Annotated in this window: 9 protein-coding genes; 2 read left to right on the forward strand and 7 right to left on the reverse strand. The window is 26.5% G+C overall.

All coding sequences use genetic code 11. From position 1 onward, the window contains the following. Window positions 1-182: 182 nt before the first annotated feature. The gene (locus tag MBCUT_RS11525) at window positions 183-1748 is read right to left on the reverse strand and encodes a DUF2117 domain-containing protein (protein WP_067259412.1); all 1566 of its coding nucleotides are present in this window, start codon (window positions 1746-1748) and stop codon (window positions 183-185) included. Window positions 1749-2178: 430 nt separating this feature from the next. Further along, on the reverse strand, window positions 2179-2685 hold the full coding sequence (locus tag MBCUT_RS04575; protein ID WP_067259414.1) for a ribonuclease VapC: 507 nt from the start codon (window positions 2683-2685) through the stop codon (window positions 2179-2181). 1100 nt (window positions 2686-3785) lie between these two features. Here MBCUT_RS04575 and MBCUT_RS04580 point away from each other — a divergent pair. Both MBCUT_RS04580 and MBCUT_RS04585 read left to right on the forward strand, forming a co-directional pair. After that, window positions 3786-4307: a MogA/MoaB family molybdenum cofactor biosynthesis protein gene (locus tag MBCUT_RS04580; RefSeq protein WP_067259417.1), complete on the forward strand. Its 522-nt coding sequence runs from the start codon at window positions 3786-3788 to the stop codon at window positions 4305-4307. 447 nt (window positions 4308-4754) lie between these two features. Next, a complete protein-coding gene (locus MBCUT_RS04585; RefSeq protein ID WP_067259420.1) occupies window positions 4755-7505 on the forward strand; it encodes a right-handed parallel beta-helix repeat-containing protein in 2751 nt (916 codons plus the stop codon). A 543-nt stretch (window positions 7506-8048) separates the two neighbouring features. On the opposite strand, the gene pyrE is transcribed toward MBCUT_RS04585, so the two are convergent. The 5 genes from pyrE to MBCUT_RS04605 form a co-directional block, all read right to left on the reverse strand. Then, the gene (pyrE, locus tag MBCUT_RS04590) at window positions 8049-8573 is read right to left on the reverse strand and encodes an orotate phosphoribosyltransferase (protein ID WP_067259422.1); all 525 of its coding nucleotides are present in this window, start codon (window positions 8571-8573) and stop codon (window positions 8049-8051) included. A 280-nt stretch (window positions 8574-8853) separates the two neighbouring features. Further along, window positions 8854-9093, reverse strand: a complete 240-nt coding sequence (locus MBCUT_RS04595) for a PRC-barrel domain-containing protein (RefSeq protein WP_067259425.1) — start codon at window positions 9091-9093, stop codon at window positions 8854-8856. Window positions 9094-9421: 328 nt separating this feature from the next. Next, on the reverse strand, window positions 9422-9553 hold the full coding sequence (locus MBCUT_RS11705; RefSeq protein WP_281177935.1) for a symporter small accessory protein: 132 nt from the start codon (window positions 9551-9553) through the stop codon (window positions 9422-9424). A 112-nt stretch (window positions 9554-9665) separates the two neighbouring features. Continuing rightward, window positions 9666-11303: a sodium:solute symporter family protein gene (locus tag MBCUT_RS04600; RefSeq protein WP_067259427.1), complete on the reverse strand. Its 1638-nt coding sequence runs from the start codon at window positions 11301-11303 to the stop codon at window positions 9666-9668. A gap of 564 nt (window positions 11304-11867) precedes the next feature. Further along, window positions 11868-15425: beta strand repeat-containing protein (locus MBCUT_RS04605; protein ID WP_084270716.1), on the reverse strand; the 3558-nt coding region annotated here is incomplete at its 5' end.

The raw sequence follows: 15425 nt of genomic DNA on the forward strand, positions 1-15425 counted from the left end.
AAACAACTTCAGTAATAGTTTTAATACAATTCTTAATTAATGTAATTCTTAATAATGACATCAATAAAATACTTTTTAATAGTAATCTTAATAATAATTCTTAATTAATGTAATTTTTAATAATAATGTTAATAAAACTCTTTTCAATAAGAATCTTAATAATATGATACATTTAATATAACTTAATATTTTATATTATATTTAGGACTTATATTATTTATTATTTTCAAAATTTCTTCTTTGAGTTCTTTAATTTTTTTATTTTTCAAATCAGATATATTAAAAGTTTCACAATTATCAAAAATACTATCCTCAGAATTGAGATTAATTTCAAGTATTGGGCTAAAATCGAAGATTTTATCAAAAATAGCTCTTCCAATTATATCATCTAAACCTTCAGCAAGTTCAATTATAAGAGAATCTTTAGCTTTAAACCCTTTCTCAACTACTTTATCTAAATCTCCATCAGTGATTCCAATAACAGGAATGCTAAATCTATACAATATATCAGAAGCTATAAGCGTAGTATCATCACCAACAGTAACAACTAAATCACAGTTATTTAAATTATAAATATTTTCAGCAGCATGATCTATAAAAGCTATTCTTAAAGAATTTTCATTTGAAGTATTACCAATCCCTGAAATTTCATTAAAATCACATTTAGAAACAATTCTAGGGTTTGGTTTAAATTTTCTAAGAAGTCCTGTTTTAACAATAGCTTTAGAAATATTAACAGACCCTAATTTTTCAACACCATGAGGTTTGATAATTCCTCCAATGATATCAACGATGCGACCATTTTTAGATACAATAGATACATTTTCAGATGTAGATTTTCCAATGACAACACCATTAACAAAAATATTCTCATTAGGACTAACACCATATATCTTTCTTATTTTTTCACCAGAATTAGAAGTAGAACTAGTAACACCCAGTACATCAGAATCAGAGGATAAATCATCATTAATCAACATGTGAGAACTAGAAGCTGAGCTACCACCATTAATTACATCAGAATCAGAGACTGAATCATCGCTAATCGACATATTAGAATTAGAAACTGAGCCATTAATATCATTTAAATATGAATCTGAAATTTGATTATCATCCAACACTACACCAGATTGAGAAACTTCATTATCATCAATATCAGTTATAGCTACATCTGAATCTTGGATTGAATCACCATTGAATGTTATATCCAATTCATTGTCTATTTCATCTGAAAAATATTTTTTTATTATTGTTTTAGGATCTAACACTTTCAAATTTAATAATTTAGCTATTTTATCTGTTAGTTCTGATAGTTCTCCATTCCATTGAATTACACTCCCATCAACTTCTCCCGGCCTTTCAACTTGAATAAAAGGGATAGTGCTATGAGTATCATGATTGAAATTCCTGGACAATCTGTCCTTAGTGAATATATCATTTGATTCTAAAAAAGAATTTTTAAAAACTTTAAACCCAAAAGTATGACCTGTTATAGAAGATTTTCCATAGTTCAATAAGAAAATCACATCAACTTCTTCTTCCTTAAATAGACTTACAGATTCACTAGGTAGAAGTTTAAAAGATATATCGATTATTTTCTCCATTGAGGCATCAATAACAGCAGTTCTGCCCATAGTTCCACCTAATCTAGATTTAACATCTCCAAAATTGGATAATAAACTGATGATTTTACAAGCACATCCTGAATCAATTATATTAGGTCCATGAACCACAATTCCAATTTTCATAAAGTATCACTACTACATATTAATAAATTGACATTCATTCTTAATAAATAACCATTCACTCTTTTAATTAAAATTTAATATATTAATGAAACTAATAATTAATATAGTAATTAAATTAATCTAATTAATTAAAATATAGTAATTAATATAGTAATTAAGTTAATCTAATTAATTAAAATATAGTAATTAGTATAGTAATTAAATTAATCTAATAATTAATATAGTAATTAAGTTAATCTAATTAATTAAAATATAGTAATTAATATAGTAATTAAGTTAATCTAATTATATTAATATAGTAATTAATATAGTAATTAAGTTAATCTAATTATATTAATATAGTAATTAATATAGTACTTAACAGTTACTAATTATTGGTAAATAATAACTAGTAACTAATAAATTAATAATTAGCTATTTATTATTTTATTCAATCTTTCTTTATTCGTTTTTTAAATATTTTAGAGCCACAAATTTCACAATCATCCCAAGAATAGCTATCTGGATATTCTTTTTTGCAGCCCTCACAAGTTTTCTTCCAATTGTAGATTCCTTTTATTCCTTCAGTTAAAATACTCTTATAAGGAATTTTTAATATTTTAAGAACATTTTGTATAGAATAATCATCAGTAATTACTTCAACATTTTTTTTTTCATTAAAAAATTCGATAGCTAATGCAATGAGCTTTTTATCAGGCATTGAAAGTCTCAAAATGTCCCCAGAATTTGAAATAATAGATTCCAAAGATTTTATTCCCTCTGAACTTGGTTCTTTTATAAAGAGTTTTCCATTATTTATAGCTTCATCAAAGATTAATTTAGACTTTAAATCTTTTACTTCTTCACTTATTTCAGAAATTGTAAAATTTAAAGAATTTTGAATGTCAAAGCCTCCAATGAAAGCAGAAGCATCTAAAATATAATAAATTTCTCCCATAGTTATAATTAGATAATTAAATTAATAAAGTTATTCTAAGTATTACTAAAGAAATAAATGAGACCATTATTAATTTTTTTCTAAAGTTATAACAAATTTTATTAATGTCTTTTAAAAATATCATACTCTTTAGAAATCTTAGTTAAATAGATTTAGTAAATTTTAATACATTTTTTAAACAATCAATATTAATAAGAAGATTAGATAAACTAAAAAGAATAAATGGTTGATTAAGATAATATAAAAAATATTTTCAAAAAAATGGTTGAAACTCTTTAAATTAGGAAAATAAATGAAATTAAGAGAAATTAATGTTAAAAAACTGCAAATAGCTATTTTATTTACTATACATAAACTTTATAAGTAAAGACTTATATATTAATTAATCGAAGGGTAGGGTCTTATCTTAACTCTTATTATCATGAAAAAAATTGGCATTGAATCCGCCTCCAATCCAATTTTGGTCCCTACCCTCCTCACTATTCTTTATTTATTTTCTAAAATAGCTAATATAAACTAAACAAATAGTTATTACTTTTATTTTAAAAATTTACATTATATTAAAATATTTCATTCAAATAAAAGGATTTTCATGAACTTTTACCTAATAATATTCAATTCATCCTAAAAATATTTTAATTAATAAATAAACATTTAGATTTCTAATAAAAATGATTAATTCATTTTTAAAAGCTTTTATTTTTAAATCAAAGATTAATAGTATTAAGAATATCACTAATAAGTAATAATACTAAAAATATCACTGATAGGTATACATTACCTAAAGCATAATAGCTATTTAGTAAGTTCATAATAGCTATTTAGTAAGTTCATAATAGCTATTTAGTAAGTTCATAATAGCTATTTAGTAAGTTCATAATAGCTATTTAGTAAGTTCATAATAGCTATTTAGTAAGTTCATAATAGCTATTTGAAAAATAAAAAATTACTATGTAAAAATTTAAATAATTTAAAAATTTAATAAATAATATACAAATAACTTATTATTTTAGAAAACAAACATCAATTAATAATTTAACAAATTATAAAATGCTAAGAATCGATTCAATTCGTGAATTACTATTTAAGGTGAATTAACTATGATAAGTGAAACAGTAGAAGAACATAGAAAAAATTCTTCAGAAAATATATCTTGTGGTGTTATTACTCTAAGTGATACAAAATACAGAGATTTACAAAATAATGAAAAAACAGACACTTCTGGAGAATATCTATTCACTGAATTAAAGAAAAATTACGAAGTGAGTGACTATCAAATAATCCCTGATGAAAGTGATATCTTATTAAAAACTATTGAAAATATGATTAATCAAGAAATAGATGTAATTTTTACAACTGGCGGAACTGGAATTGGAAGTAGGGACATAACTATTGAAACAATTAAACCTTTATTTGAAAAACAATTAGATGGTTTTGGAGAGATATTTAGAGCTAAGACCTATGAAATCTTAGGATCTGCAGCTATTCTTTCAAGAGCTACAGCTGGAAGTTACAAAGACGCATTAATATTTTCAATGCCAGGATCCCCAAATGCTGTAAAGTTAGGGGTAAGCATTGTTATTGATGAATTACAACATCTAGTGAAACATTTGAAAGAATAGCTATTTTTAATTTATTTTCAAAATTTAAGAATTTTTCTAGAAATACTATAAGATTTCTTTTTATTTTATCTTTTCATATTCATCATCCATATTTACTTATGATTTTTTATTTTATCTAATTTTATATCATTGATAATTCCTATAACCCCAAAAAGATACTATTTTTAATTTTTCTTATTTTTTATTAATTATTTGTGAATACGAACATTATATAAATTTACATGAAATTTAGGTATGCCTAAAAATATATATATGATTAATATAAATTAAAATTAATGATAGTAAATCATCTTTTAATTTATTAATTGATCATTTTTAAGAATGAAGATTCTTAAGAAAAATGCAAACTATTCTGAATTTTATTAAAAATTAGAATTGTCCTTTGTTGATTTATTATCAGATATAAAAATTTGAAAAATGAAAATTAAAAATCAAAAGAGGAATAAAATGAAAAAAAAGCAAATTTTAGTTGCAATATCCCTAAGCTTGATATTTTTCTCTATGCTAAGTGGTATTTCAGCGGCTAATGAAATAAATATAGATCTCAATGATATAACAATTGAAAATATAGCTAATTTCTTCTTAGGAACCTATCAAATAAATGGTAATTATATAGATGATGGAGATTCAATCTCATTTAAAGAAGGAAATTATCTAGGTCTAAATTTGATAATTAACAAAGCAGTTAATTTAACCACTGAAGGAATTGTGAAGTTTATAGGAAATGGGGGAAATGGACTCACAATAAATAGTTCTAATGTAAATGTTACTGGCTTTGAACTATCTAACTACACCACAGGTATCTATGTAAATTCATCAGATAATGTAACTTTAAATGAAAATAAAGTTGAAAATAGTAAAAGTCATGCAATATATGTAGAAAAAGCAAACAATGCTAAAATAACTAATAATACTGTAGAAAACAATGGAAATAGCACAAATACAAGAGCAATATTTTTACAGCAATCTAATAATTCAGTTGTAGAGAAAAATATCGTTAAAAATAATTCAGGGAGAGGAATCTATGTCAATGGATCTAAAGGAGTAGAGGTAAAAGAGAACGTCGTAACAGACAACAAACAATACGGAATATATGTAGCACTATCAGAAAATATAGAAATAAACGATAATATAGCAAACAACAACAACCAATCAGGAATATTAACCGCACACAACAACGGACCAATAAAAATAGACAACAACATAGCACAAAATAATGCAGAAAATGGAATATTCATACACGATACTGCAAACGTCACGATAACCAACAACAAAGTAAATAACAACCCTAAATACGGAATATTCTTAAATGGAGAAGGCACAACAAACGCAAAAATATCAAACAACATAATAACCAACAACAACATAGGAATAAGAACAGAAGGGGAAATAATAGGATACGACGGACCAATAAACCTAGAAATAAGCAACAACATAATATCAAATAACCTACAACAAGGAATATACCTCGACATGAACCAAAACACACTCATAAAAAACAATCTCATAACTGGAAACAAAAACCACGGAATATACATACAAAGATCAAACAACACACAAATAATCAACAATTTAGTAGACAACAACGGAAATTCCACCTCCACAAGAGCAATATACATACAAATGTGCCTCGATGCCCTAGTATCTGAAAATATTGTAACCAACAACTCAGGAAGAGGAATCTACATAAACGGCACCAACAGAGCACAAATAACAAACAACCAAGTAAAAAACAACAAACAATACGGAATATATGTAGCACTATCAGAAAACATAGAAATAAATGCTAACACTGCAAACTACAATACATTATCTGGAATAATAATAGCACATGGCGAATCAACAGTCATAACAAACAACATAGCAAACTACAATGAAGTAAATGGAATATATTTACATGATGCTGCAGGGATAATCATAGCTAACAACCAAGCAAATAATAATAAGCAATATGGAATCTACCTACAAGGAGGATCAGACAATGCAACAATAACAAAAAATACAGCAAATAACAATAATTATGGAATATATATAGAAGGAGTAGGAACATTTGAACCTGGAGCAGAAAATACAAAAATAGATAGTAATGTTGCAAATAATAACACGATAAATGGAATATATTTAGATGATACAAAAAACACCCAGATAACTAATAATAAAATAACTAGTAGTGGAAATCATGGAATATTAATAAAAAATTCAAGTAAGTATCAATTACTAAATAATACCCTAAGTAAAAACAAAGCCAAAGGAATATATTTAGAAGATTCAAATGAAGGAAAAATATCAAAAAACATTATAGATAACAATGCAAATGAAGGAATTTATTTAAATAAAACTAGAAATGTAGAATTAATTGCTAACACTCTTAATAGAAACGAAAATAGTGGAATATTTGTAATAAATTCAACTAATGTAACTATAGCTCAAAACACTGCAACCAATAATAGACAACATGGAATATCTGTATTAATGTCAAATAATACAATAATCACCAAAAATAATGTAGGAAATAATGAATTATCTGGAATATCATTAATTCATGGAGTTAAAGCAAGTTTAAACAATAACACAGTTACTAATAATAAAGAAAACGGAATTTTCATATATGAAACTCCAAATGCAATTGTAAATAATAATAAAATAACTGATAATCTTAAATATGGAATACAAATTGAAAAATCTAAAAGCGTCACAATGAATAATAATAAAGTCAATAATAATCTATATGGAATATATTTAGATAAATCCGACAATGCAATATTGAAACATAATACAATAAATAAAAACAAAAAATCAGGAGTGTATATAAATTCAAATAATGTCAAATTAGAAACAAACATTATTACTAACAATAATATTGGAATATCCAATATAGGAAAAAACAATAATTTGATAAACAATAAAATCAGCAAGAATAACTATGGAATATACAATAAGATAAACAAAGTTCAAATAATTAATAATCAGATCTATAAAAACAAAAACGGAATTTACAACAAAGGAAAATCAAGCAAAATACAAGGTAATAAAATAACATACAATACAAAATATGGAATATATAATTCAGGAAAATCAACTAAAATAATCAAAAATACAATAACAAAAAATAAATATGGAGTAATTTATTTGAAAAAAACCAGTTCTTTTAAATCTAATAACATAAATAAGAACAAAAAGAATTTAGTTAGAAAATAGATAATTTTTAAAAAAACAAAATCGAAAATAATTAAGATTTAATTAGAATAAAGTTTAAAAAAGTAAAATAATAACTCTTTTTTAAATAGTTCTAATTTTTTAATTTTTTTTATCTTTTAAACGTCTTAAGCTATTTTTATATTTTAAACTATTTTATATTTTAAGCTATTTTATATTTTAAATTTTAAGATATTTTTATATTTTGAACTATTTTTATATTTTAAACTATTTTTATATTTTAAATTTTAAGATATTTTTATATTTTAAACTATTTTTATATTTTAAATTTTAAGATATTTTTATATTTTAAACTATTTTTATATTTTAAATTTTAAGATATTTTTATATTTTGAACTATTTTTATATTTTAAATTTTAAGATATTTTTATATTTTGAACTATTTTTATATTTTAATATATTTTTATATTTTAAACTATTTTTATATTTTAAACTATTTTTATATTTTAATATATTTTTATATTTTGAACTATTTTTATATTTTAAACTATTTTTGATTATTATGTTTAATATTTTATAAAACAACTAAAAAAATTCAGTTACTGAAATTAAAGGTTCTAAATTGATGTTCTCTTTTTTAAATGAATCAATAGCTCCTTCTTCCCTATCCACTATTACAAAAGCTCTTTTCACTATTCCCCCGTTATCTTGAATAGCTTTGATAGCTTTGATTAAAGAATTTCCTGTAGTAGTGACATCTTCAATAACAACTACATTATCTCCTTTGTGTAATTCTCCTTCGATGAGTTTAGAGGTTCCGTAATCCTTTTTCTCTTTTCTGATCATGAGAAGAGGAATATTTGCCTGTAAAGAAACAGCTGTAGCTATTGGCACTGCACCAAGAGCAGGTCCAGCCACCTTATCTATCCCAGTACCATCAATAGACTGATAAATAAGTTCAGCTATTGTTTTAAGAATATTTGGTTCGGTTATAGCTTTTTTCATATCTATGTAATACTCACTTTTTTTACCAGAGGATAATGTAAAATTACCACTTTTAAATACATGATTCTCTTTTAATATATCAATTAAATATTCTTTAGAAGCCATTTTTAATACACCTATTAAAAAATAAACATACAAACCTAACACAAATTTCTAACAATAATCAAAACATACAAACCTAACACAAATTTCTAACAATAATCAAAACATACAAACCTAACACAAATTTCTAACAATAATCAAAACATACAAACCTAACACAAATTTCTAACAATAATCAAAACATACAAACCTAACACAACACTACTAATATAGAACATCCACCAAAAAGAAGATATTAATAAATAGTATAAAGCATTGCTAATCTAAAGAAACTTGACAATTATTAAACATCTGAAAAACTGTCTTTTAAGAGAACCTTATCCCCTATACTCCTAATCCTATCATAAGGAATGACATCCTCACTTTTAGAAATGTTCAAGGTTTCAGAAAGTCCTCCTTTCTTTAAAATCAAAGACTCAATTTCTTTAGTATCATCATCAAATTCAACATCAGCTATTTTACCAATTATAGAAGCTTCTGTATTAACAACCTCTTTCCCAACGAGATCTTTAACTATCTTCATGATTATTACCTCCTTATAAAATTCAATACTAATCCAATACATTATATAATCATTATTAACTATAATCATATTAATAAATCAATTAATCATTATAATATTTGTTTTTTTAAATATTTAATATTTTTTAAATATTTAATATTATATGATATTGATAATTAATTTATAAATTTCATTTTAAAAATATTTAACAATTTTCTAGCTTCATTTCTATTTATAAATGAATAGTTAAAAATTAACATAATAATAAAATAGAATTAGAAAGTTAGAAATCAATAAAATACAAAAAATAAATGATAAAGATTTCAACTGGAATAACAGCAAATAGCCATTATTCTAAATAGTTTTCATCCTCATCTCCTTTATTCCAATTTATGATACCATATATGACACATAAAAGTGTAGCTAGTATCGTGAGCAAAAATCCACTTAAAACCCATGGATCTGGTATTCCTAAAATCATTGTTACACCTATTATTTTCTCAGTATGTTCTATTTTTTAATAGCTTAATAGTTCCATAGTAGCCAATAATGATTTATAATAGCTATTAAAACTATTAAACATTACAAAATTATTAATGATCCTTATTAATATTTTCATTTGTCTTTATAAGATTATTTGAAGTTGAGCCTATTCCATTGTAACATTTATCAATATGCTCTTCAGCCATTGGTTTTGTAAGTAAACTTACAATTACTGTAAAGATCAAGGAAATTGGAACAGCTATTAACAATGCATCAACAGCAGGCCATGGCATAGTTGTAACTAAAATAGCTTGGCCTGTTAAAAATTTACAAACTCCTAAGCCAATAGCTGTCTTTTTAAACATGAACAGAAGCCAAAATAAACTAACAACAGTTCCTGAAACAATTCCTGCAATAGCTCCTTCCCTTGTAGCTCTTTTCCAGAATAATGCACAAACATAGACTGATAGAAATGCAGCTGCACAAATACCATAAAATAATGCAGTTCCTTGAGCTACCACACTAATTGGAAGAATTAAACTTAAAATAAATGCCAATACAACAGCTATTAGAATTCCTATTCTTGTTAGTTTAACAGATCCAACATCTTTCTTTTTCTTTAAGGTTTGGTAAATATCTCTACCTAATGAAGTTCCCTGAGCAAGATATTGTGAACTTAAAGTTGACATGGCTGCAGCTAAGAGTGTTAAAAGGAAGATATAAACAAACCATTCAGGTAATGCTGAGCTAATAAATGTAGGGATTATTTTATCAATATTACCCCCAACCACATCTACCCCCACTTTTCCTAGAGTATCAAAGAAATACAAGTTAGATAGGGCTCCTACAATATAGGAAGTTCCAACTATTACAAATATAAATAAACCACCCATTAAAACTGCACGATTTAATTCTTTATCAGATTTTACAGTCATGAATCTTACAATTAATTGAGGTTGAGCCAATACTCCAATTCCAACTCCTACAATAATTGTAGAAACTAAATACCACCAAATATCACTTCCCAGTGTTGGAAATGTGGTCCATCCTGTTCCCCCTAAAGCCTGAGCACTTGCAGGAAAGTGAGGAGCTAAGTTAGTTAAAGCCATGTGTGAACTTTCTATTCCTCCCAATATCCAATAAGTAAATACTAATAAGAATATCATTCCCACAAACATTATTGTTCCTTGAACAGCTTCAGTATACATTACTCCTTTGATTCCTCCAAAAATAACATAAGCAGAAACTACTAATGACAGAATTATAAGAGATAAATGAAAATTAATGAATAATGAAGTTTCCATGAATCTTGCAGCTCCAATTAGAACAACTGAAGCATATATAGGCATTCCAAGGAAAATTATAAGGCCACTGAAATATTGGATAAATTTACTTTGAAATCTTCGAGATAAAAACTCAGGAAATGTTAATGATTCCAAATTTTGACCCATTCTTCGAGTTCTCTTCCCTAAAACTATAAAAGCTAAAAATATTCCAACAAAAATATTCAAAAACACTAACCAAAGAAGACCCAGACCAAATTGGCCTGAAACTCCACCAAAACCTACTATAGCAGCAGTACTAATAAAAGTAGCCCCATAACTTAATGCCATTATGTAAGGATGGGTTTTTCTACCAGCTAACATGAAATCTTCTGATGATTTAGTTTTTTTCCATGCCAAATAACCTACATACCCTACTAAAAGAAAATAAACTATAAAAACTATCGATAATATTAATAAGTCCATTACTAAACCTCACATTCTAAATATTTAAATTATATATCAATTATAATTAAATATATTAAAATATTAGTTATATTTAATATATTTACTTTATATTTAATTATTTTTAATTAACTTTAGCTATATTTAACCACAATTACTTACACTTGATTCTATTCAATTCTAACTAATTATAAATTATTCTAGTATGTAAAAAACTAGATTATCAACAATCATAATTTATAAAACTATAAAATTTCTTTGTTCATTATTATTATATAAATCTTTATCAATGATTCTTGTATTATACATAATTAATAAAATTACAATATGAGAGTGTCTCATAATTGAGTTTTGTATGAACAAATTTGTAAAAATCAGCGAGATTTTTTTTGTTTAATTTATCTGAATAATTTATTCAAATCTTGTAGATTTGTTTAGTGAAAAAGTAATTATGAAACACTCTCATAATTATTATAATTAATCGATAAACAATAAAAAAAACTTTAATTAGTTAATAAATTACAAATATGAATAAAAAAAATAAATAAATAGAGGAGAAAATAAATAAGTCCTCCTAAAAAATGTTTAATTTTGTTTTCTTCTAATAGTTATTCCAAGTATGGTTAACAACACTAATATGATAGCTATTATCGGTATTCCTGTATTTTTCATAGTAGCTGTAGCTACTGGATTATCACTTGTTTTATTAGTATTATTAGTATCATTATTGTTGTTTTGGGTTTCAAATTCAGCTGAAACTGGATTAACATTGTAGTTTACATCGTCAGATGAGACTGTAATCACATGTTTACCATCACTTAGTTTACTGCTTGGTATGTGGATTTTTCCAACACCAAGAACATCAGTAACGATATTTCCAATGTTTTTACCATCCAATTCAACATTAACTTTATAGTTTGGTATTGGATCGCCGTCTTCATCGGTTACTGTCACAATTACATCAACTGATCCATCAGGATTTTTAACTACATCAATATCAACAATAGCTTCACCTTTTACAACATTAAAAGCTGTAGTGTTGGTATAGTTAGAGTATTCATCGTTTCCAGTATAATCTACAGCAATATCGATGCTTCCTGTCTGTGTTGGTTTGTAAGTAAGACTCCATCGACCATTAGAATCAGTAGTCAAAGTGTAAACTTTACCATCAACAGTAACATTAATCGGAGCATTAGCTATTGGATTACCATTCTCATCAACAAGCACCCCATCGATTGTTATGGTTTTACCCACTTTAACATTAGATGGAATGTTTATAGTTGAATTAATAGCTAATTTAGTAACATTGAAATTAGTAGAATTAGTAAAACTTGTATAATTCTCATTACCAACGAAACTAACAACTACAGTTAAATTACCAGTACGATTAGTAGTATAATTCAAACTCCAATCACCAAAACCATCAACAAGCACAGTGAAGAGCGTACCATCAACAGTAACATCAACACTATTTATTCCAGTGTAATTAGCTAAATGACCACTAACAGTGACATTCTCACCAATCTGAACATTACCAACAACAATAGTTGAATTAGTATTATTCTTATTTACTATGAAAGTAGTAGAATTACTAAAAGCATCATAATTACCATCACCAGCAAAACTAACAATAACCTCTAAATCAGTTCCAGTACGATTAGTAGTATAATTTAACTCCCAATAACCAGAAACATCAACAGCTACATCAGTAAAGAGTTTACCATCAACAGTAACATTAACACTAGTTATTCCAGTGTAATTAGCTAATTGACCACTAATAGTGATATTTTCACCAATTTGAGCAGGATTAGGGTTAACAATGATAGTTGAGTTAGTACTATTCTTAGCTACTGTGAAAGTAGTAGAATTGTTAAATGCATCGTAATTATTATCCTCAGCAAAGCTAACAACAATTTCTAAATCAGTTCCAGTACGATTAGTAGTATAATTTAACTCCCAATAACCATTATTAACAGATACATTAGTAAATATTGTGCCATCAACAGTAACATTAACCTGAGTAACACCAGTGTAATTAGCTAACTGACCATTAATAGTGATGTTTTCACCAATTTGAGCAGGATTAGGACTAATAACAATAGTTGAATTAGTACTATTCTTATTTACTGTATTCACTGTGAATGTTGTTGTATTTCTAAATTGTTGGAATATTGAGTTTCCAGTTGAATTAATTTCTGCAGTTATATTGCCAGTACGATTAGTTGTATATTCAGTTGACCATATAGCATTAGCATCAGATAAATTAATATTGCTTTGCTTGTTACCATCAACAATAATATCAAAAATAAGACCAATACTATTTGTTAATGTTTGATTGTCAACAATAATACTATCATAAATATTATTTACTTTTTTAGGAATTCTAGCATCATAAGTAGTATTTCCTGAACTATTACTAATTATCATTTCAAAATAAGGCAATAAACTAGCATCAGCACCTACTAAATCAAAATCTAACTGACCACTAATAAGAACATTCTCACCAACTTGTACAGAACTTGAATTAACCACAATAGTAGAATTAACAAGGGAAGAACCATTTAAAGATAAAATATAATAATCTTCCCCATTTAGTTTAATAATACTAACTATATAATAATTATTTATCCAAGTTGGCAAAATAGGAGTATTATTACCCCACCAATTAAGGTTAGCATCAACACTACCAGAAAATGTAGTTGAAATATTCAAGCCAGTATTAGCCAAAACACGATTATAATTAATAGTAACATTATTTACAGAAGTTAGACCAGCAGCAAAATTAATACCAGTACCACTAGTTGTTCCAGCAAAAATGTTGTTACCAGAAACAAGAATATCACTCAAAGCGGTTGGATTAAGATTAACAAACCCAATACCAATACCACTAGAGTTAGTAGCATTCAGAGTGTTATTCACTACAGACAAACCACTAAACTCTGCATTATTACAGTTAATATACATACCATAAGATACACCCCGAATATTGTTATCAGTGAAGTTGATGTTGTTGTTGTTGCTGGTGTCTGCACGAAGATAAAAACCGTAGTTTGATGTTCCTGTGATGTTGTTGTTGGTGATAGTTATGGTATTGTTACTAAAGGTGTGTGCATACAGATAAAAACCGTAGGTTGATGTTCCTGTGATGTTGTTGTTGGTGATGGTTATGGTGTTGTTGCTGGTGTATGCATACAGATAAACACAAGAATAGGATGTTGCTGTGATGTTGTTGTTGGTGATGGTTATGGTATTGTTGCTGGTGTATGTACGAAGATAAAAACCGTAGTTTGATGTTCCTTTGATGTTGTTGTTGGTGATAGTTATGGTATTGTTGCTGGTGTATACATCCAGATAAAAACCGTAGGTTGATGTTCCTGTGATGTTGTTGTTGGTGATAGTTATGGTGTTGTTACTATTGGTGTATACATCCAGAAGAACACCGTATGGTCCTGTGATGTTGTTGTTGGTGATAGTTATGGTATTGTTGCTGGTGTATGCATCCAGATAAAAACCGTAGTTTGATGTTCCTTTGATGTTGTTGTTGGTGATGGTTATGGTGTTGTTGTTGGTGAATGCAGATAGATAAACAGAGTATATTGCTGTGATGTTGTTGTTGTCGAAAAATAGAGTATTATTACAACGAAAGACGTTAAAACGCACGCCAATCGAGATAGATGTACCGTTACTTGTAATATTATTACCTTTAACTGCAATGTTAACAACTGAGCCATATGTAGCGCTTACATATACAGCACCATAATTGACGTTGCTTACAGAAGAAATTATAGTATTATTTTCAAGTAAAACACCAGTCAAAGAAGCACCAGATAAATGGATACTTCTATCGATTGTACTTATATTACAACCAATAACCGACAAATTACCTTGATTCGAATTAATAGCTAAACTATATCTACTTATATTCAAGTTAACGATTCTTACATTCGGTGCTGTGATAGTAAACACTGTACCTGTGTTAGTACCTTGCATATTCACTTGACCGTTGGATGAGATGTTAACACTTCTTCCTACAGTTAAACCAGTGATCTGACTATAATTTCCTTCCTCAAAGGTAACATCATTGTCACCTGCAGAGGTATTACTGAGGAAAGCCTGAATCTCAGCATTAGTAGAAGAACTATT

Source organism: Methanobrevibacter cuticularis (assembly GCF_001639285.1).
Classification (GTDB): Archaea; Methanobacteriota; Methanobacteria; order Methanobacteriales; family Methanobacteriaceae; genus Methanobaculum; species Methanobaculum cuticulare.